Genomic DNA, 19,214 nt, shown 5'->3' on the forward strand with positions numbered 1-19,214 from the left:
GGGAGCCCCCCGAGATGATCGACATACCGAGCCTGGTGGACCAGTACTGCCACGGCGTACTCCGTACGGAGCTCGGCCTCGGCACCTTCGAGGCCCGCCTCGGCGCGGGCGCCTCGCCGCCCGCCCCCGGCACCACCTTCTTCGACACCCAGACCGGCTTCGCCGTGCGCCGCTGGTGTCCGCCGCTGCTCGGCCTGGAACCGCACTGTCCGCCGGCCCGCTACCTGGCCCGCCGCCGCGAGCTGGGCGTCCTGGAGGCGGGCCGGCGGCTGCTGCGCTCCTCCGGCATCGCCACCTACCTCGTCGACACCGGCCCCCAGGGCGACCTCACGGGGCCGGCCGAACTGGCCGCCACGGGCGGCGCCACCGCCCACGAGATCGTCCGCCTGGAACTCCTCGCCGAGGAGGTCGCCGCCACCTCGGGCACCGTCGACGGCTTCCTCGCCAACCTCGCCGAGGCCGTCCACGCCGCCGCCCTCCGCGCCGTCGCCTTCACCTCCGTGACGGCCGCGCACAGCGGGCTCGCCGCCCTGCCCGGCCCACCGGACCCCGCCGAGGTGCGCCGCGCCGCCGGGCGGTGCCTGGCGGCACGCCGGGCCGGCGACCGGACGGCCGGTCCCGTGCTGCTGCGCCACCTGGTCTGGATCGCCGTCACCACGGGGCGCCCCCTCCAGCTGCACACCGGCGACCGGGACCCGGGGAGCCTCGCCGGCTTCGCCGCCGCCACCGCCGGACTCGGCACGGACCTGGTGCTGCTGCACGCCTACCCGTACCACCGCGCGGCGGCCCGGCTGGCCGGGCTCCACCCGCACGTCCACGCCGACCTCGGCCCGGCCCTCGCGCGCACCGGGGCCCGCTCGGCCGCCGTCCTCGCCGAGGTCCTGGAGATCGCTCCGTTCGGCAAGCTGCTGTTCTCCAGCGGCGCCGACGGGCTGCCCGAGCTGCACGTGGTCGCCGCGCACACGTTCCGGTCGGCCCTCACCAGGGTGCTGGGGGAGTGGGTCGGGGACGGCGCCTGGTCGCCGGCGGACGCCCGGCGGGTCGCCGCGATGCTGGCCGCGGAGAACGCGCGCCGGGTCTACCGCCTGCCCTGAGGACACGCCGGAGGCCCGCCACCGTCGACGGTGGCGGGCCTCCGGCGTGCCGCGGCCGGTCCGGTACGCCCGGACGGCGCTCAGACGGTGGCGGGCTCCGGGTCGGCCTGGGCCGGAATCTCCGGGGCCTGGACCGGGCGCTCGCGCAGGCTCAGGGCGAGCCGCAGCACCGCGATCCACATCAGCGACGAGCCGAGCATGTGCAGGCCGACCAGCAGCTCGGGGACGCCGGTGAAGTACTGGACGTAGCCGATCGCCCCCTGGGCGAGGAGGACCAGCAGCAGGTCGCGGGCGCGCGCCCGGGTGTCGTCCGGGGCGTCGACGACCCGCAGCACCAGCCACATCGCGACGGCGAGCGCGCAGACCACCCAGGCGGCGATGGCGTGCACGTGCGCGGCGGCGGTCCAGTCCCACGGCATACGGGGGACCTCGCTGCTGTCACCGGCGTGCTTGCCGGAACCGGTCACCCCCGTGCCGAGGACGATGAGCAGCGCGGAGACGCCGGTGATCGCCCAGGACAGCTTGCGGACCGGGCCCGGGACCCGCGGGCGGGGCGCGGTGTCGCCCTCGCGGGTGCGCTGCCAGGTGATCACCGCGACGGTGAGCAGCAGGTTGGCGGCGACGAAGTGGGCCGCGACCGTCCACGGGTTCAGTTCGAGGCGCACGGTGATGCCGCCGAGGACCGCGTTGAGGACGACGACCCAGAACTGGGCCCAGCCGAGCCGGGTCAGCCCGCGCCGCCACGGCTTGGTGGAACGGGCGGCGACGATCGCCCAGCCGACCGCCGCCGACAGCACGTACGTCAGCAGGCGGTTACCGAACTCGATGGCACCGTGGAGGCCCTGCTCGGGGGTGGCGAAGAGGCTGTCGTCCGTGCACTTGGGCCAGGTGTCGCAGCCGAGACCGGAACCGGTCAGCCGCACCGTGCCGCCCGTGACGATGATGACCACGCTCATCACGACGACGGAGAGCGCTGCGCGCCGGAGCGTCCGGGGGGACGGGGTCCAGCGCTGGGCGATGGAGGCGAGGGGGTTCAGCACGCGCCCTATCGTAGGCCGGGGCTTGTGCACGCTTTCACGAGGGGGTCGAAAGTACCTGAACGGCACGATCCGGTTACTCCCAGCGGAAGAACCGGGCCGCCGCGCCGAGCCCCAGGACCGCCCAGACCGCCAGGACGAGCGCGTCGCCCCAGGGCATGCCCGCCCCGCCCTGCAGCACGTCACGGAGGCCGCCCGAGAGGGCCGAGATCGGCAGGAGTTCCAGAACTCCGCGGACCGCGTCGGGGAACTTCTCCAGGGGGACGATCACCCCGCCGCCGACCAGGAGCAGCAGGAAGACCAGGTTGGCGGCGGCCAGCGTGGCCTCGGCCCGGAGCGTGCCGGCCATGAGCAGGCCCAGGCCCGAGAAGGCGGCCGTGCCGAGGACCAGGAGCAGGGCGACCGGGAGCGGACCGCCCTGCGGGGACCAGCCGAGCGCGAACGCGATCACCGTGAGGAGCGCGATCTGGAGGACCTCGGTGACCAGCACCGACAGCGTCTTGGCGGTCATCAGGGCCCAGCGGGGGAGCGGGGAGGCGCCCAGCCGCTTCAGGACCCCGTAACGGCGCTCGAAGCCGGTCGCGATGGCCTGCCCCGTGAAGGCGGTGGACATCACGGCGAGGGCCAGGACGCCCGGGGCGAGGAAGTCGACGGCCTTCTCGGCGCCCGTGTCGACCACGTCGACGGTCGAGAAGAGGACCAGCAGCAGCGAGGGGATGACCACGGTGAGCAGCAGCTGCTCGCCGTTGCGCAGCAGCATCCGGGTCTCCAGGGCCGCCTGCGCGGCGATCATCCGGCCGACCGGGGCCGCACCGGGCCTCGGGGAGTAGGTTCCCGTGCTCATCCGCGCAGCTCCTTGCCGGTCAGCTCCATGAAGACGTCCTCGAGGGTGTGGCGCTCGACCGCGATGCCCTCGGGCATGACGCCGTGCTGGGCGCACCAGGTGGTGACCGTGGCGAGCAGCTGCGGGTCCACGTCGCCGCTGATCCGGTACGTGCCCGGGGTGAGCTCCGCCGCGGCCGTGCCGTCGGGCAGCGCCTTGAGCAGCGAGCCGAGGTCGAGGCCGGGGCGGCCGGTGAAGCGCAGGGTGTTCTCGGCGCCGCCCCGGCACAGTTCCTCGGGGCTGCCCTGGGCGACGACCCGGCCGGCGTCGACGATCGCGACGTCGTCGGCGAGCTCCTCGGCCTCCTGCATGAAGTGCGTGGTCAGCACGGTGGTGACGCCGTCGGCGCGCAGTTCCCGGACGAGGTCCCAGGTGGCGCGGCGGGCCTGCGGGTCCAGGCCGGCCGTCGGCTCGTCGAGGAAGACCAGTTCGGGGCGGCCGACGACGGCCAGGGCGAGGGCGAGGCGCTGCTGCTGGCCGCCGGAGAGGCGCCGGTAGGCCGTACGCCCGCAGGAGCCGAGCCCCAGGCGCTCGATCAGGGCGTCCACGTCCAGCGGGTGGGCGTGGAGCTTCGCCATGTGCCGGAGCATCTCCTCGGCGCGGGCGCCGGAGTACACCCCGCCGGACTGGAGCATGACGCCGATCCGGGGGCGCAGGGCGGCGGCGTCGGCGACCGGGTCGAGACCGAGGACGCGGACGGTGCCGGCGTCGGCCCGGCGGTAGCCCTCGCAGGTCTCGACGGTGGTGGTCTTGCCGGCCCCGTTGGGGCCCAGGACGGCGGTGACGGTGCCGGTCCGCACGTCGAGGTCGAGGCCGTCGACGGCGGTCCTGTTGCCGTACCGCTTGACCAGGCCGCGCACACGGACGGCGGTGTCGACGGACTTTTCTCGCATGCCGGGAAGTCTAGAGAGCCCGGCGGGGCGGTCTCGGCGCGGGGCCCGCCCGGGGCCGGCCGCCGGTTCCGGATCCGCGCGCGCCCGTGCCGGGTGAGCCGGGCCGGACGGGGCAACCGCTGTCGTATGCCCGTGTTCGTCGGTACCTCCGGATGGCAGTACCGGGACTGGCGCGGGGTCCTCTACCCGGAGGGCCTGCCCCAGCGGCTCTGGCTGGAGGAGTACGCGCGCCGGTTCGCCACCGTGGAGAACAACAACGCCTTCTACCGGCTGCCCGAGCGCCGGACCTTCGCCGAGTGGCGCGCGCGCACGCCCGAGGGGTTCCTCATGGCCGTGAAGGCCAGCCGGTTCCTCACCCACGTCAAACGGCTCAAGGATCCCGAGGAGCCCGTGGAACGGCTGCTGGGCCGGGCGGAGGCCCTCGGCGACCGGCTCGGGCCGGTGCTCCTCCAGCTGCCGCCCACGCTCCGCGCCGACGCGGGTCTCCTGGACGCCGTCCTGGCCCGCTTCCCCGCCTGGGCGCGGGTCGCGGTCGAGCCCCGGCACGAGACCTGGTGGACCGAGGAGATCGCCTCCGTCCTCGCCGCCCGGGGCGCCGCCCTGTGCTGGGCGGATCGGGGGTCCGCGCCGCTGACCCCGCTGTGGCGGACGGCCGGCTGGGGCTATCTGCGGCTGCACGAGGGGCGGGCGCGGCCGTGGCCGGCCTACGGCCGGCGGGCGCTCGTGAGCTGGGCCGACCGGCTGGCCGCGAGCTGGCCGGACGCGGCCGACGTGTACGTGTACTTCAACAACGACCCGGGCGGGTGGGCCGTCCGCAACGCCGTCTCCTTCACCCGGGCGATGACCGCGGCGGGCCGTACGGTGGCCCGGCCGGCGGCTCCCCCGACCGGCGCGGAGTGATCGTTTCCGCAGGTCAGGTAAGCCTTACCTGCGTGACGCAGAGCACCGTCGCCGCGTCCGGCCTCGCTTGTCACCCCCGGATTAATTACGCAACAATGGCGTTGTGAAAAACGTAGGCGCGGCTCCCGTGGAGGAACTCGCGACCCGTGAGCGTTCGACGCGCAACCGGGTCGCGCGCTCGATCCTGGATCACGGGCCGTCGACCGTCGCCGATCTGGCCGAGCGGCTCGGCCTCACCCAGGCCGCCGTCCGCCGGCATCTCGACGCGCTCGTCGCCGAGAAGGTCGTCGAGCCCCGCGAGAAGCGCGTCTACGGCACCCGGGGCCGGGGCCGCCCCGCCAAGGTCTTCGCGCTCACCGACTGCGGCCGGGACGCGTTCGACCAGTCGTACGACTCCCTCGCCGTCGAGGCGCTCCGCTGGATCGAGCGCAACGCCGGAGGGGAGGCGGCCGTCGCCGCCTTCGCCCGCGACCGGATCGAGGCCCAGGCCGAGTCCTACCGCGAGGCCGTGGAGTCGGCCCCGCCCGAACGCCGGACCGAGGCGCTGGCCAAGGCCCTGACGGCGGACGGGTACGCTGCCACCGCGCGGAACGCGCCGGTCGGCGAGCAGCTCTGCCAGCACCACTGCCCGGTCGCCCACGTCGCCGAGCAGTACCCCCAGCTGTGCGAGGCGGAAACGGAGATCTTCTCCCGCCTCCTGGGAACGCACGTCCAGCGTCTCGCCACCATCGCGCATGGTGACGGCGTCTGCACCACGTTCATCCCGCACGGCGCCCCACAGACCACCGAAACAGCATCCGCAAGTACGGCCGGGAGGAACCCCGCATGACCACCGAGATCAGCCACCCCGAGCTCGAGGGCCTGGGTCGGTACGAGTACGGCTGGGCCGACTCCGACGCGGCCGGTGCCGCCGCCAAGCGCGGCCTCAACGAGGACGTCGTCCGCGACATCTCCGCGAAGAAGAACGAGCCCGAGTGGATGCTGAAGCTGCGTCTCAAGGGGCTGAAGCTGTTCGGCAAGAAGCCCATGCCGACCTGGGGCTCCGACCTGTCGGGCATCGACTTCGACAACATCAAGTACTTCGTTCGGTCCACCGAGAAGCAGGCGGAGTCCTGGGAGGACCTCCCGGAGGACATCAAGAACACGTACGACAAGCTCGGCATCCCGGAGGCGGAGAAGCAGCGCCTCGTCGCCGGTGTCGCCGCCCAGTACGAGTCCGAGGTCGTCTACCACCAGATCCGCGAGGACCTGGAGGAGCAGGGCGTCATCTTCGTCGACACCGACACCGCGCTGAAGGAGCACGAGGAACTCTTCAAGGAGTACTTCGGCACCGTCATCCCGGTCGGCGACAACAAGTTCGCCTCGCTGAACACGGCCGTGTGGTCCGGCGGCTCGTTCATCTACGTCCCCAAGGGCGTGCACGTCGAGATCCCGCTCCAGGCCTACTTCCGCATCAACACGGAGAACATGGGCCAGTTCGAGCGGACGCTGATCATCGTCGACGAGGACGCCTACGTCCACTACGTCGAGGGCTGCACCGCCCCGATCTACTCCTCGGACTCGCTGCACAGCGCCGTGGTCGAGATCATCGTCAAGAAGGGCGGCCGCTGCCGCTACACGACCATCCAGAACTGGTCGAACAACGTCTACAACCTGGTGACCAAGCGCGCCGTCGCCTACGAGGGCGCCACCATGGAGTGGGTCGACGGCAACATCGGCTCCAAGGTCACCATGAAGTACCCGGCCGTCTACCTGATGGGCGAGCACGCCAAGGGCGAGACCCTCTCCATCGCCTTCGCGGGCGAGGGCCAGCACCAGGACGCCGGCGCCAAGATGGTCCACATGGCCCCGAACACCTCCTCCAACATCGTCTCCAAGTCGGTGGCGCGAGGCGGCGGCCGAACCTCCTACCGCGGTCTCATCGAGATCGGCGAGGGTGCCCCGGGCGCCAAGTCCAACGTGCTCTGCGACGCGCTGCTCGTCGACACGATCTCCCGCTCCGACACGTACCCCTACGTGGACGTGCGCGAGGACGACGTCTCCATGGGCCACGAGGCCACGGTCTCCAAGGTCTCCGAGGACCAGCTGTTCTACCTGATGAGCCGCGGCCTCACCGAGTTCGAGGCCATGGCCATGATCGTCCGCGGCTTCGTCGAGCCCATCGCGAAGGAGCTCCCGATGGAGTACGCGCTGGAGCTCAACCGGCTGATCGAGCTGCAGATGGAGGGTGCGGTCGGCTGACGCCGCCCCGCCGTCCGTACCCCCTGGTCTTTGCGTAGTCACGTAGGAAGAGAGCAACACGACAGCCATGGCTGAGGCTCAGAACATCCCGGCCGGTTCCACGACCGCCGGCTCGATCGCGGTGGCCGCCGAGTCCACCGTCGCCACGCGCATGAGCGCGCCCCCGTCCTTCGACGTCGCGGACTTCCCCGTGCCGCACGGCCGCGAGGAGGAGTGGCGCTTCACCCCGCTGGAGCGGCTGCGCGGACTCCACGACGGCACCGCGGTCGCCACCGGCGAGGGCGTCAAGGTCGAGATCGAGGCCCCCGAGGGCGTCACCGTGGAGACCGTCGGCCGCGACGACGAGCGGCTCGGCCGGGCGGGCACGCCCGTCGACCGCGTCGCCGCCCAGGCGTACTCGTCCTTCGAGAAGGCCTCGGTCGTCACCGTCGCCAAGGAGGCGGTCCTCGCCGAGCCGATCCGCATCGCCGTCCACGGCGAGGGCGGGGTCGCCTTCGGCCACCAGGTCATCGAGCTCGGCGCCTTCGCCGAGGCCGTCGTGGTCATCGACCACACCGGTGACGCGGTGCTCGCCGCCAACGTCGACTACGTCCTCGGCGACGGCGCCAAGCTCACCGTCGTCTGCGTCCAGGACTGGGACGAGAAGGCCGTCCACGTCGCCCAGCACAACGCGCTGGTCGGCCGCGACGCCTCCTTCAAGTCGGTCGTGGTGACCTTCGGCGGCGACCTGGTCCGCATCCACCCGCGTGTGGCCTACGCCGCCCCGGGCGGTTCGGCGGAGCTGTTCGGCCTGTACTTCACCGACGCCGGCCAGCACCAGGAGCACCGCCTCCTGGTCGACCACAACACCCCGCACTGCACCTCCAACGTGGCCTACAAGGGCGCGCTGCAGGGCCAGGACGCCCACGCCGTCTGGATCGGTGACGTCCTCATCCAGGCCGCGGCCGAGGGCACGGACACCTACGAGCTCAACCGGAACCTCGTCCTCACCGACGGCGCCCGGGTCGACTCCGTCCCCAACCTGGAGATCGAGACCGGCGAGATCGCCGGCGCCGGCCACGCCTCCGCCACCGGCCGCTTCGACGACGAGCAGCTGTTCTACCTGATGTCCCGCGGCATCCCGGAGATCGAGGCCCGCCGCCTCGTCGTCCGCGGCTTCTTCGCGGAGCTGGTCCAGCAGATCGGTCTGCCGGACGTCGAGGAGCGCCTGATCGCCAAGATCGAGGCCGAGCTGGAGGCCTCCGTCTGATGGCCTTCGTCCGCGTCTGCGCGCTGAGCGAGCTGGAGACCGACACCCCCAGGCGGGTCGAGGTCGAGGGCACGCCCGTCTCGGTGGTGCGTACCGAGGGCGAGGTGTTCGCCATCAACGACATCTGCTCGCACGCCAACGTCTCCCTCTCCGAGGGCGAGGTCGAGGACTGCGCCATCGAGTGCTGGCTGCACGGCTCCAGCTTCGACCTCCGCACCGGCAAGCCGTCCGGCCTTCCCGCGACGCGCCCCGTCCCCGTATACCCCGTAAAGATCGAAGGGGACGATGTGCTCGTCTCCGTCACCCAGGAGTCCTGAGTCACCCATGGCAACGCTCGAAATCCACGACCTGCACGTCTCCGTCGATGCGGAGAACGGCCCCCGCGAGATCCTCAAGGGCGTCGACCTGACCATCAAGCAGGGCGAGACCCACGCGGTCATGGGCCCGAACGGCTCCGGCAAGTCGACCCTGGCGTACTCCCTGGCCGGACACCCGAAGTACACGATCACCGGCGGCACCGTCACCCTCGACGGTGAGGACGTCCTGGAGATGTCGGTCGACGAGCGCGCCCGCGCCGGCGTGTTCCTCGCCATGCAGTACCCGGTCGAGGTCCCCGGTGTCTCGGTCTCCAACTTCCTGCGCACCTCCGCCACCGCCGTCCGCGGCGAGGCCCCCAAGCTCCGCACCTGGGTGAAGGAGGTCAAGGAGGCCATGGAGAAGCTCCAGATGGACCCGGCCTTCGCCGAGCGCAACGTCAACGAGGGCTTCTCCGGCGGTGAGAAGAAGCGCCACGAGATCCTCCAGCTCGAGCTGCTCAAGCCGAAGATCGCGATCCTCGACGAGACCGACTCCGGCCTCGACGTCGACGCGCTCCGCATCGTCTCCGAGGGCGTCAACCGCGTGCGCGAGACGGGCGAGGTCGGCACCCTGCTGATCACGCACTACACGCGCATCCTGCGCTACATCAAGCCCGACTTCGTGCACGTCTTCGCGAACGGCCGCATCGTCGAGTCCGGCGGCGCCGAGCTCGCCGACCAGCTGGAGAACGAGGGCTACGACAAGTACGTGAAGGGTGGCGCATCCGCGTGACTTCCGCCCATCAGGGGCTGACCGGCCTCCTCGACACCGAGGCGATCCGCAAGGACTTCCCGCTCCTGGACCGCGTGGTCCACGACGGCAAGAAGATCGTGTACCTGGACTCCGCGGCGACCTCGCAGAAGCCGCGCCAGGTCCTCGATGCCCTCAACACGTACTACGAGCGGCACAACGCCAACGTCCACCGCGGCGTCTACACGGTCGCCGAGGAGGCCACCGCGCTGTACGAGGGCGCCCGCGACAAGGTCGCCGCCTTCATCAACGCGCCGAGCCGCGACGAGGTGATCTTCACCAAGAACGCCTCGGAGTCGCTCAACCTCGTGGCGAACATGCTGGGCTGGGCCGACGAGCCCTACCGCGTGGACCACGAGACCGAGATCGCGATCACGGAGATGGAGCACCACTCCAACATCGTCCCGTGGCAGCTGCTCTCGCAGCGCACCGGCGCGAAGCTGAAGTGGTTCGGCCTCACCGACGACGGCCGTCTCGACCTCTCGAACATCGAGGAGGTCATCACCGAGAAGACCAAGATCGTCTCCTTCACCCTGGTCTCGAACCTGCTCGGTACGGTGAACCCGGTCGAGACGATCATCCGGCGTGCCCAGGAGGTCGGTGCCCTCGTCTGCATCGACGCCTCCCAGGCGGCCCCGCACATGGTCCTCGACGTGCAGGCGCTCCAGGCCGACTTCGTGGCCTTCACCGGTCACAAGATGTGCGGCCCGACCGGCATCGGCGTGCTGTGGGGACGGCAGGAGCTCCTGGAGGACCTCCCGCCCTTCCTCGGTGGCGGCGAGATGATCGAGACCGTCTCGATGCACTCCTCGACCTACGCGCCGGCCCCGCACAAGTTCGAGGCGGGTACGCCCCCGATCGCCCAGGCCGTCGGCCTCGGCGCGGCCGTGGACTACCTGTCCGCGATCGGCATGGAGAACATCGCGCGCCACGAGCACGCGATCACCGAGTACGCCGTCCGGCGCCTCCAGGAGGTCCCGGACCTGCGGATCATCGGCCCCACCACGGCCGAGGACCGCGGCGCGGCGATCTCCTTCACGCTCGGGGACATCCACCCCCACGACGTGGGGCAGGTGCTGGACGAGCAGGGCATCGCGGTCCGGGTCGGCCACCACTGCGCGCGGCCGGTCTGCCTGCGGTACGGAATTCCTGCGACCACGCGGGCGTCGTTCTATCTGTACTCCACTCCGGCCGAGGTCGACGCCCTGGTCGAGGGACTGGAGCACGTCCGTAACTTCTTCGGATAGGGCGGCTGAGCTGTGAAGCTGGATTCGATGTACCAGGACGTCATCCTGGACCACTACAAGCACCCGCACGGGCGGGGCTTGCGGGACGGCGACGCCGAGGTGCACCACGTCAACCCGACGTGCGGCGACGAGATCACGCTCCGCGTGAAGTACGACGGCGACCGCATCGAGGACGTCTCGTACGAGGGCCAGGGCTGTTCCATCAGCCAGGCGTCGGCCTCGGTCCTCAACGAGCTGCTCGTCGGCAAGGAGCTGGCCGAGGCGCAGAAGATCCAGGGCACCTTCCTGGAGCTGATGCAGTCCAAGGGGCAGATCGAGCCCGACGACGCGATGGAGGAGATCCTGGAGGACGCGGTCGCGTTCGCCGGGGTGTCCAAGTACCCGGCCCGGGTGAAGTGCGCGCTGCTCAGCTGGATGGCGTGGAAGGACGCGACGGCTCAGGCGCTGGGGGACTCCGATACATCTGTGAGGAAGTCGGCATGACCGAGAACGCGACCGAGAACGCGACCGAGAGCGCGGTGGACACGGCCCCCGAGGCCGGGGCGGGCGCCATGAAGCCGGCCTCCGAGGAGGAGGTCCGCGAGGCCCTGTACGACGTGGTCGACCCCGAGCTGGGCATCGACGTCGTCAACCTGGGCCTGATCTACGGCATCCACATCGACGACTCCAACGTCGCGACGCTGGACATGACCCTGACGTCGGCGGCCTGTCCGCTGACCGACGTGATCGAGGACCAGGCGAAGTCCGCCACCGACGGGCTCGTCCGGGAACTGAAGATCAACTGGGTCTGGATGCCGCCGTGGGGCCCGGACAAGATCACGGACGACGGCCGGGAGCAGCTGCGCGCGCTCGGCTTCAACGTCTGACCCGCGCGACCTCTCGCGTACCCGCGGAACGGCCGCGCCCTGCTGAAGGGCGCGGCCGTTCCCGTACGCCGCCGGGGGTCAGTACCCCGCCGCGCGGGCCAGCTCCGGGCCCAGGTTCTCCTTGCGCAGACGCTGGTCCACGTAGAGCAGGGCCGTCACCAGGGGCGGGAAGACGGAGACGATCACCTGGCCGACCAGCTGGCCGAGGAGCAGCAGGGCGACCACCACGGCGACGGCGGCGATCACCGTGGCCGGCTCGCCGTCCGAGAGGTCCATGCCCGCCAGCGGCGTGGAGACGATCAGGGACAGGATCTGCTGGATCAGCCAGCTGACCACGGTCGTCATCAGCCCGACGAGCAGCAGGATGCCGAAGACGCGCCACCACGAGCCGCGGACGAGGGCGGAGGAGCGGCGCATCGAGGCGAGGGCGCCCTGGCCCTCCATCACGGCCGCCGCCGGGGCCAGGCTGAACTTCACCCAGATCCACAGCGCGAGCGGGGTGACGAGCACGGCGGTCGCCAGCGCGATCAGGGCCACCGTCCACCCCTCGCTGTCCGAGAGGCCCGAGGCGCTGTCCACGGAGGCGATCAGCCCGATCACCATGCCGACGAAGCCGACGAGCAGGAGCAGCAGGGGCAGCGCCAGGGCGAGACTGGTGAGGACCACCGTCCCGAGCACGGACGGCATGCGGGCCCAGGAGCGGCGCCAGAGCGTGCCGAAGGTGAGCGAGCGGCCGAGGACGGCCTCCTGGACGACGGCGGGGCAGGCGGCGGCCATCACCGCGTTGGCGCACAGGACGACGAGCGCCCCGGCGATCCAGACGCAGACGAAGGCGAAGAGGAGCGGCCGGACGTCGTCCCAGGGCGGCTCCTGGCCCTCCGGCGTGTCGAAGACCGCCGGGAAGAGGTCGCCCACGGCGGCGAACGCGAGCAGCAGGGCGACCCCCACGAGCAGGATGGCTCCGCCGTAGACGGCGGCCGCGAGACCGAGCAGCTGCTTCCAGTGGCGGCCGAAGGCGCCGAAGGCACCGGAGAGGATCGCGCCGAGGCCGAGCGGTGCGAGGGGTATCACGCCGGGCTTCGGCGGCGGGGGCGGCGGCGCATAGCCGTAGCCGTAGGGCGGGCCAGGGGGGTACGTCATGCGGGACACCGTATCCGCAGCCGATGTGTACGGGCGTACACCTTCATGTGTACGCTCGTACGCATGGGATACGGACTGCTGGCGGGCGCCATCGTGGCGGAGATCCTCGCCACCACCTCGATGAAGTACAGCGACGGCTTCACCAGGCTCTGGCCCTCGCTGATCACCGGCGTCGGCTACGTCGTCGCCTTCGCGCTCCTCGCGCAGGCCCTCAAGACGCTCCAGGTCGGCACCGCGTACGCCATCTGGTCCGGGGTCGGCACCGCCGCCGTCGCCGCCCTCGGCGTCCTCTTCCTCGGTGAGGCCCTCACCCTCGCCAAGATCGCCGGGATCGTGCTCATCGTCGCCGGGGTCGTCGTCCTCAACCTCGGGGGCGCGCACTGATGGCCCGCGCCCGCCGCCACGACCCCGAGCGGCGCGAACGGATCGTCGACGCGGCCCTGCGGGTGGTCGCCCGGCGGGGGATCGCGGGCCTGAGCCACCGCACCGCCGCCGCCGAGGCCGACGTGCCGCTGGGCTCGACCACGTACCACTTCGCCTCCCTCGACGAACTGCTCGTCGCCGCGCTCCGCAAGGCCTGCGAGGGCTTCGGGCGGCGGCTGCGCGAGCACCCGGCCCTGGCGGACTCGGCCGCCGCCCTCGCCCCCACCCTCGCCGGGCTCCTGGCGGAGTGGCTCGACGGCGCGCGGGCCGGTACGGAGCTGGAGTACGAGCTCTACCTCGCCGCCCTGCGCCGCCCCGCCCTGCGCCCGGTCGCCGCCGAGTGGACCGAGGCCGTCGCCGAGGTGCTCGCCCGCCGCACCGACCCCGCCACCGCCCGCGCCGCGATCGCCCTCATGGACGGCATCTGCCTCCAGGTGCTCCTGACCGGCGGCCGGTACGACGAGGGGTACGCGCGCGAGATGTTCGCCCGCCTCCTGTGCGAGGCACCGCACGACGAGGACCCGGGCCGGGCGGGGGGCCGGGGCGCCGGCGGGCCGGAGGAAGGACCGAACCCGCAGGCCGGCGGTTCGTCGCAACCGCCGGGGGAGCGGACCGACTCCTGAGACCGGTTGGCCCGCGCGGGGCCCGGCCGGTTAGGTTTTCCGTCATGACCACTGCTCCTCGCACCACCGGCGCCGTCGCCGCCGGCCTCGCCACCCTCGCCGGTGACGGCACCGTTCTCGACACCTGGTTCCCCGCTCCCGAGCTGACCGACGCGCACGGCCCCGCCGGTACCGAGCGCCTCACCCCCGAGGCGGCGGTGAACGCCCTCGGCGAAGGTGCCGCCAAGGCCCTCGGCGTGGACGCCCGCCGGGGCGTCGAGGTGGTCGCCGTCCGCACCGTCATCGCCTCGCTCGACGAGAAGCCGCTCGACGCGCACGACGCCTACCTGCGCCTGCACCTGCTGAGCCACCGGCTCGTCAAGCCGCACGGCCAGAGCCTGGACGGCGTCTTCGGTCTCCTCGCCAACGTCGCCTGGACCTCGCTCGGCCCGGTCGCCGTGGACGACATCGAGAAGGTGCGGCTCAACGCCCGCGCCGAGGGCCTGCACCTCCAGGTGACCTCGATCGACAAGTTCCCCCGCATGACCGACTACGTCGTGCCCACCGGCGTCCGCATCGCCGACGCCGACCGGGTCCGCCTGGGCGCCCACCTGGCCGCCGGCACCACCGTCATGCACGAGGGCTTCGTCAACTTCAACGCCGGCACCCTCGGCACCTCCATGGTCGAGGGCCGCATCTCCGCCGGCGTCGTCGTCGGCGACGGCTCCGACATCGGCGGCGGCGCCTCCACCATGGGCACGCTGTCCGGCGGTGGGAACGTCGTCATCTCGATCGGCGAGCGCTGCCTGATCGGTGCCGAGGCGGGCGTCGGCATCGCCCTCGGCGACGAGTGCGTCGTGGAGGCCGGCCTGTACGTCACCGCCGGCACCCGGGTCACCATGCCCGACGGCCAGATCGTCAAGGCCCGCGAGCTCTCCGGCGCCTCGAACATCCTCTTCCGACGCAACTCGGTCACCGGCGCCGTCGAGGCCCGCCCGAACAACGCGGTCTGGGGCGGCCTGAACGACATCCTCCACAGCCACAACTGATCCGCCGACCCCGCGTTAACAAGGCGCGGGGTCACCTGAACGGATCAACGAGGAGTCGACATGAGGACCAGGCACGTGATCGCCGGACTGCTCACGGCGGCGGCGGCACTGCTGCCGGCGGGGGCGGCCCGGGCCGACGAGACCCACACCCACCAGGGGCCCGAGGTCACCAACGGGCCGGGTCTGCGGCTCCACACGGGGCAGATCGACGACCCGCTGGAGGACGTCCTGGAGCACGCCGCGATCCTCGGCCGGACCTACACCACCGACTCCGCCTGAACCAGGGCCTCGTACGCCGCCCGCAGCCCGTCGACCGCCGTTCGGTCGGCGGGCTGCAGCGGTTCGCGCACCGACCCGCCCAGCAGCGCCTTGACCGCCACGGTGCCCGGCAGGCCCGAGGCCATCATCAGCTCGGCCAGGGGCAGGGTCCGCGCGTGGAGCCGGGCCGCCCGTGCCGTGTCGCCCGCGTCGAAGGCGTCCAGCACCTCGCGGAGCTGACGGGGCGCCACATTGGCCACGGTGCTGATCCAGCCCGCGCCGCCGAGCGCGTACAGCGGCAGGTTCAGCTCCTCGCAGCCCGAGTAGTACGCGAGCGGCGTCTCGGCGATCAGCCGCCCCGCGGCGTACAGGTCGTAGGAGCAGTCCTTCACCGCCACGATCCGCGGGTGCTCCGCCAGGCGCCGCAGGGTCGCCGGCTCGACCCGGGTGCCGGTGCGGCCCGGGATGTCGTACACCACCACCGGCAGCCCGGTCGCGTCCGCCACCCGCAGGAAGTACGCCTCCAGGGCGGCCTGCGGCGGCCGGCTGTAGTACGGGGAGGCGACGAGCAGCCCGTCCGCCCCCGCCGCCTCGGCCTGGCGCGCCAGTTCCACCGTGTGCCGGGTGTCGGCCGTTCCGACCCCGGTCAGCAACGGCACGCCCGGCCCCACGGCCGCCCGCACGGCGCGGACCAGCGCCGCCTTCTCGGCGTCCGAGGTGGTCGGGGACTCGCCGGTGGTGCCGTTGAGGACGAGTCCGTCACAGCCCTCCGCGACGAGCCGTACCGCCAGTTCGCCCGCCCCGTCCGGGTCCAGCCCGCCGGAGGGGGTGAAGGGGGTGATCATCGCGCAGAGCGCGCGGCCGAAAGGACGTTCCGTGGTCATGCGGAGAGTCTGGTCCGCCCCGACCGTGAAGGTCCACTTAGATCTGCTTGGCGCGAAGATTCAGTTCAGCTGAACGACGGGGTGTCGGCCGCGCTCGCAGGATCCCGCCGTCAGAGAGCCGGCTTGAAGCCGTCGTGACTGCGCGCGAACCCCAGCGACGCGTAGAAGCGGTGGGCGGCCTCCCGCCGCTTGTCGCTGGTCAGCTGGACCAGCGCGCAGCCACGGCCGCGCGCCCGCGCCACGGCCCGCTCCATCAGATCCCGCCCGAGGCCGCCGCCGCGCCGGTCGGCCCGGATCCGGACCGCCTCGAACAGGGCCCGCTCCGCCCCGCCCTTGCCGAGCCCCGGTATGGAGGTGGCCTGGAGGCAGCCGAGGACGAGACCGCCGTCCACCAGGACCAGCATCTCGTTACGCGGATCGGCCGTGATCGCCGCGAAGGCACGCTCGTACGCCTCCGTGACCACCACCGAGGCGGCGTCGACGACGGTCTCCTCGTCGGCGAGCAGGGCGAGGACCGCGGGGAGTTCGGCGCGGGTGGCCGGTCGGAGGACCATGGCCGGAAGTGTGCCACGACGGCCTTGACCTCAACTTTGGTCGAGGTACCAGGGTGGGCCGTGCCCGGGAGGACCGCCCCCGTGCACGGACCCGACCGATCGGAGGAGACCTTTTGTGAACACCGTCACGCACCCCCACGCCCGCCCGAACCTCACCCGCCCGGGCACCGGCCAGGTCATGGTGAGCACCTGGCGGGTGGGCACCCCCGCACGGCAGCGCGCCGCCGTCGAGGCGATCCGCGCCGCCTGGGAGAGCCGGCCGTGGCCCGATCCGCGCCTCCTGTCGTACAGCGCTCACGCCGGCACGGACGGGGACACGCTGCTGCACCACTCGCAGTGGACCGGCGAGCAGGCCTACCAGGACTTCGTGCGCACCCACCGGGACGGCCGGAACGCCGAGATCGACGCGTCCGTGCCCGGGATCGAGCGGGTCGTCCTCCACCGCTACGCGCCGCCCTACCGCTCCGTCCCGCTCGACCCGGCGAGCGCGGGAGCCCTGCCCGGTGTCCTGGTGGCCGTGGAGGCGGAGTTCGCGGACGTCGGCCCCGCGCGCCGGCGGGCCTGGGTGGACGCCGTGTGCGCGGCCCTGGCCGGCGACGCGGGCGAGCGGCCGGCCCACGGCGGGATCGGCGCCCACTTCCACCTCTCCGCCGACGGCACCCGCGTCCTCAACCTCGCCGAGTGGGAGAGCGAGCGGGCGCACGCGGACTGGCTGTCCGGCGGGGAACCGCTCGGCGAGGCCTGGGCGGCGGTCCACCACCACCCGGGCCTCACCGGCAGCCGGATGCGCCGGTACGTGCCCGCGCTCAGCCTGAGCCCGGGCGCGTAGGGGCCGCCGCCCGTCGCGGCGGCGGCCCGGCCCCGGCGCGTGCCGGGGCACCGCCGCTACGGTCGGAAGCGCAGCACCTGCGGGTCGTGGTCGCTGTCCTGGTCCGCGAACTCGGCGTTGATGTGCACGCTGTCGTAGGTGAAGTGGTGCACGCCCGGGCTGGTCAGGATCTGGTCGAGGACCTGGCTGTTGCCCTGGAAGACGTACGAGTAGCGCTCCGGGCGGGGCAGCGACTTCACCGCCGGGTACAGCACCCCGCCCTCCGTGAGGGCCTCGGTCGTCGCGGAGAACTCGAAGTCGTTGATGTCGCCGACGACGAGGACGTCGGCCTGCTTCTCCAGTGCCACGATGTCCTTGACGAACGCGTTGACCGCCTGCGCCTGGAGCACCCGCTTGGCCTCGGAGGAACGATTCGGCGGCTGGTGGTGCGACGTCAGGGACTCGTCGCCGCCCTTGGAGCCGAAGTGGTTGGCGATCACGAAGACCGTGCGGCCGCGGAAGACGAACTCGCCCGCGAGCGGCTTGCGGCTGTTGTCCCAGGCCGCGTTCGCCGGGTCGATCCGGCCCGGCGAGACCGACAGGGCCGCGCGGCCCTTCGTGCCGGTCACGGTGGTCGCGGTGGTGGCGTCGCCGCCCGCGCGGTCCGTGAAGGAGACCCGCTCGGGGTTGAAGAGGAAGACCTGACGGATGTTGCCCCCGGGCTCGCCGCCGTCCTTGTTGTTCTGCGGGTCCACGGAGCGCCACTCGTACGCCGGGCCACCGGCCGCCACGATCGCGTCCGTGAACTTCTTCAGCGTCAGGGCGGCCGACACGGTGCCGTCGTTCTTGGCGCCGTTGTCGTCCTGGATCTCCTCCAGGGCCAGGATGTCCGGCGAGGCGAGGTTCTTCACGACGGCCTTCGCCAGCGCGTCGAACTTCTCCTGCGGGTCGGTCGGGTCGAGGTTCTCGACGTTGTACGTCGCCACGGCCAGCTCGTTCTTGTGCTGCTTCGCCGTGGTCTCGCGCTCCAGGCCGCCGTCCTCGACCGTGCCGAGGGTGCGGGCCGTCAGGGTGTAGCCGCCGTACTGGTTGAAGTCGAGCGGACCTTCGGTGGTGCCGGTCAGCCAGTCGCCCACGTTCGCCTTCGGGAAGGGCTGCTGGGCGAGCGGGGTCAGCGACTGGATCTGGATCCGGCCGGTGTTCTGCGAGGTGTACGAGCCGTAGACCGTGCCGCCGCGCGCGTTGCGGTTCTCCCACGGCTTCACCGTCACCCACAGCTCCGCGTGCGGGTCGGTCGCGCCGACCACCCGCGAGGAGCCGACGCGGACGTTGGTGCCCTCCAGGGACTCGTAGTAGTCCAGGGCGTACGTCTCCGGGTCCAGCGTCAGGCCGTTGACCGAGCCGCCCGCGGCCGGGTCACCCGCCGGGGCGTAGGCGTCCGGGACCGACCAGGGGGCGATCGTCACCGGGGCCGGGACGGGGTTGCCCTTCGACACCACGGTGACCGTCGGCCGGGAGAGCTGGGTGAGGGACTGGTTGCCCGAGTTCAGGCCGCCGGGGACGTACTCAGTGACCGTGCCGTTCACCCGGACGGCGTCGCCGACCGCGACGGTCGGGACGGAGCTGGTGAAGACGAAGAGGCCCTCGCTCGTCGCCGGGTCCGCGTCCGCCTCGGGGTCCTGGATCCAGAAGCCGCGCGAGCCGTACGTGCGGACACCGGTGACGATGCCCGTGACGCCCGTGACCTGCTTGCCCGCGTAGGGCGACAGACGGGTGGTGCCCTGGATGTCGTGGATGCGGACGGCGGCGGTGTCCTCCGCGACGGCGCTCGACGAACCGGCGAGCAGTCCGGCGGCGAGAGCGGCCGCCACGACCGCGGAGACTGCGGCGGATCTCGGTATGGAGGAAGACATGAAGGGACTCCGAGGGTGCTTGGAGAAAAGACAAAGGGGTTCTACGCGCGTCAATCTCTTGGCTGG

General features: G+C 72.2%; 22 protein-coding genes. 15 read left to right on the top strand and 7 right to left on the bottom strand.

Annotated elements, in window-relative coordinates:
• Positions 1 to 14: 14 nt before the first annotated feature.
• A complete protein-coding gene (locus ACFY60_RS14070; protein WP_388611542.1) occupies positions 15 to 1,094 on the top strand; it encodes an amidohydrolase in 1,080 nt (359 codons plus the stop codon).
• Positions 1,095 to 1,174: 80 nt separating this feature from the next.
• Here ACFY60_RS14070 and ACFY60_RS14075 read toward each other — a convergent pair whose 3' ends face one another.
• The 3 genes from ACFY60_RS14075 to ACFY60_RS14085 are packed head-to-tail and all read right to left on the bottom strand — an operon-like array spanning position 1,175 to position 3,907.
• Complete coding sequence (locus ACFY60_RS14075) at positions 1,175 to 2,164, bottom strand: heme A synthase (protein ID WP_388611544.1); 990 nt, start codon at positions 2,162 to 2,164, stop codon at positions 1,175 to 1,177.
• 43 nt (positions 2,165 to 2,207) lie between these two features.
• Positions 2,208 to 2,975: an ABC transporter permease gene (locus ACFY60_RS14080; RefSeq protein ID WP_388611546.1), complete on the bottom strand. Its 768-nt coding sequence runs from the start codon at positions 2,973 to 2,975 to the stop codon at positions 2,208 to 2,210.
• On the bottom strand, positions 2,972 to 3,907 hold the full coding sequence (locus tag ACFY60_RS14085) for an ABC transporter ATP-binding protein (protein WP_309050706.1): 936 nt from the start codon (positions 3,905 to 3,907) through the stop codon (positions 2,972 to 2,974). The genes ACFY60_RS14080 and ACFY60_RS14085 overlap by 4 nt, the downstream gene beginning before the upstream one ends.
• A 126-nt stretch (positions 3,908 to 4,033) precedes the next feature.
• Between ACFY60_RS14085 and ACFY60_RS14090 the strand changes: the two genes are divergently transcribed.
• From ACFY60_RS14090 to ACFY60_RS14130, 9 genes are all read left to right on the top strand, one after another.
• The gene (locus ACFY60_RS14090; protein WP_388611548.1) at positions 4,034 to 4,807 is read left to right on the top strand and encodes a DUF72 domain-containing protein; all 774 of its coding nucleotides are present in this window, start codon (positions 4,034 to 4,036) and stop codon (positions 4,805 to 4,807) included.
• Positions 4,808 to 4,910: 103 nt separating this feature from the next.
• Positions 4,911 to 5,636, top strand: coding sequence for a helix-turn-helix transcriptional regulator (locus ACFY60_RS14095; protein WP_386334174.1), 726 nt, complete (start codon positions 4,911 to 4,913; stop codon positions 5,634 to 5,636).
• Entirely contained in the window at positions 5,633 to 7,048 is a 1,416-nt protein-coding gene (gene sufB, locus ACFY60_RS14100) for a Fe-S cluster assembly protein SufB (protein ID WP_388611550.1), read from the top strand. Before ACFY60_RS14095 ends, sufB begins: the two co-directional genes overlap by 4 nt.
• Positions 7,049 to 7,115: 67 nt before the next feature.
• On the top strand, positions 7,116 to 8,297 hold the full coding sequence (sufD, locus tag ACFY60_RS14105; RefSeq protein ID WP_309053392.1) for a Fe-S cluster assembly protein SufD: 1,182 nt from the start codon (positions 7,116 to 7,118) through the stop codon (positions 8,295 to 8,297).
• Positions 8,297 to 8,614, top strand: a complete 318-nt coding sequence (locus ACFY60_RS14110; RefSeq protein ID WP_388611552.1) for a bifunctional 3-phenylpropionate/cinnamic acid dioxygenase ferredoxin subunit — start codon at positions 8,297 to 8,299, stop codon at positions 8,612 to 8,614. Before sufD ends, ACFY60_RS14110 begins: the two co-directional genes overlap by 1 nt.
• A 7-nt stretch (positions 8,615 to 8,621) precedes the next feature.
• The gene (gene sufC / locus ACFY60_RS14115; protein ID WP_345280794.1) at positions 8,622 to 9,386 is read left to right on the top strand and encodes a Fe-S cluster assembly ATPase SufC; all 765 of its coding nucleotides are present in this window, start codon (positions 8,622 to 8,624) and stop codon (positions 9,384 to 9,386) included.
• On the top strand, positions 9,383 to 10,651 hold the full coding sequence (locus ACFY60_RS14120) for a cysteine desulfurase (protein WP_309053394.1): 1,269 nt from the start codon (positions 9,383 to 9,385) through the stop codon (positions 10,649 to 10,651). Before sufC ends, ACFY60_RS14120 begins: the two co-directional genes overlap by 4 nt.
• Positions 10,652 to 10,663: 12 nt before the next feature.
• Positions 10,664 to 11,134: a Fe-S cluster assembly sulfur transfer protein SufU gene (gene sufU / locus ACFY60_RS14125; RefSeq protein ID WP_309053395.1), complete on the top strand. Its 471-nt coding sequence runs from the start codon at positions 10,664 to 10,666 to the stop codon at positions 11,132 to 11,134.
• Between the two features lie 68 nt (positions 11,135 to 11,202).
• The gene (locus tag ACFY60_RS14130) at positions 11,203 to 11,517 is read left to right on the top strand and encodes a metal-sulfur cluster assembly factor (RefSeq protein WP_309053396.1); all 315 of its coding nucleotides are present in this window, start codon (positions 11,203 to 11,205) and stop codon (positions 11,515 to 11,517) included.
• Between the two features lie 78 nt (positions 11,518 to 11,595).
• Here ACFY60_RS14130 and ACFY60_RS14135 read toward each other — a convergent pair whose 3' ends face one another.
• Entirely contained in the window at positions 11,596 to 12,657 is a 1,062-nt protein-coding gene (locus ACFY60_RS14135) for an oxidoreductase (RefSeq protein WP_388611555.1), read from the bottom strand.
• A 45-nt stretch (positions 12,658 to 12,702) separates the two neighbouring features.
• Between ACFY60_RS14135 and ACFY60_RS14140 the strand changes: the two genes are divergently transcribed.
• From ACFY60_RS14140 to ACFY60_RS14155, 4 genes are read left to right on the top strand one after another with little or no spacing between them, the layout of a single operon-like run.
• On the top strand, positions 12,703 to 13,041 hold the full coding sequence (locus ACFY60_RS14140) for a DMT family transporter (RefSeq protein WP_388611557.1): 339 nt from the start codon (positions 12,703 to 12,705) through the stop codon (positions 13,039 to 13,041).
• A complete protein-coding gene (locus ACFY60_RS14145) occupies positions 13,041 to 13,703 on the top strand; it encodes a TetR/AcrR family transcriptional regulator (protein WP_388611558.1) in 663 nt (220 codons plus the stop codon). The genes ACFY60_RS14140 and ACFY60_RS14145 overlap by 1 nt, the downstream gene beginning before the upstream one ends.
• A 44-nt stretch (positions 13,704 to 13,747) precedes the next feature.
• The gene (gene dapD / locus ACFY60_RS14150; protein WP_388611559.1) at positions 13,748 to 14,731 is read left to right on the top strand and encodes a 2,3,4,5-tetrahydropyridine-2,6-dicarboxylate N-succinyltransferase; all 984 of its coding nucleotides are present in this window, start codon (positions 13,748 to 13,750) and stop codon (positions 14,729 to 14,731) included.
• A gap of 60 nt (positions 14,732 to 14,791) precedes the next feature.
• Positions 14,792 to 15,010 carry a hypothetical protein gene (locus ACFY60_RS14155; protein ID WP_388611561.1) on the top strand — a complete coding sequence of 73 codons (219 nt, stop codon included), beginning with the start codon at positions 14,792 to 14,794 and terminating at the stop codon, positions 15,008 to 15,010.
• Here ACFY60_RS14155 and dapA read toward each other — a convergent pair.
• Both dapA and ACFY60_RS14165 read right to left on the bottom strand, forming a co-directional pair.
• A complete protein-coding gene (gene dapA, locus ACFY60_RS14160) occupies positions 14,989 to 15,873 on the bottom strand; it encodes a 4-hydroxy-tetrahydrodipicolinate synthase (protein ID WP_388611563.1) in 885 nt (294 codons plus the stop codon). The two genes, ACFY60_RS14155 and dapA, sit on opposite strands and share 22 nt — an antisense overlap.
• A 110-nt stretch (positions 15,874 to 15,983) precedes the next feature.
• On the bottom strand, positions 15,984 to 16,427 hold the full coding sequence (locus ACFY60_RS14165; RefSeq protein WP_388611565.1) for a GNAT family N-acetyltransferase: 444 nt from the start codon (positions 16,425 to 16,427) through the stop codon (positions 15,984 to 15,986).
• Positions 16,428 to 16,542: 115 nt separating this feature from the next.
• Here ACFY60_RS14165 and ACFY60_RS14170 point away from each other — a divergent pair, with 115 nt between their 5' ends.
• Positions 16,543 to 17,256 (top strand): antibiotic biosynthesis monooxygenase, encoded by a 714-nt coding sequence (locus ACFY60_RS14170; protein ID WP_388611567.1) that lies wholly within the window; start codon positions 16,543 to 16,545, stop codon positions 17,254 to 17,256.
• Positions 17,257 to 17,312: 56 nt separating this feature from the next.
• Here ACFY60_RS14170 and ACFY60_RS14175 read toward each other — a convergent pair whose 3' ends face one another.
• Positions 17,313 to 19,148 (bottom strand): endonuclease/exonuclease/phosphatase family protein, encoded by a 1,836-nt coding sequence (locus ACFY60_RS14175; protein ID WP_388611569.1) that lies wholly within the window; start codon positions 19,146 to 19,148, stop codon positions 17,313 to 17,315.
• Positions 19,149 to 19,214 lie beyond the last annotated feature (66 nt).

The organism is Streptomyces sp. NPDC012827, assembly GCF_042900905.1.
In the GTDB taxonomy this organism is placed as follows: Bacteria; Actinomycetota; Actinomycetes; order Streptomycetales; family Streptomycetaceae; genus Streptomyces; species Streptomyces gulbargensis.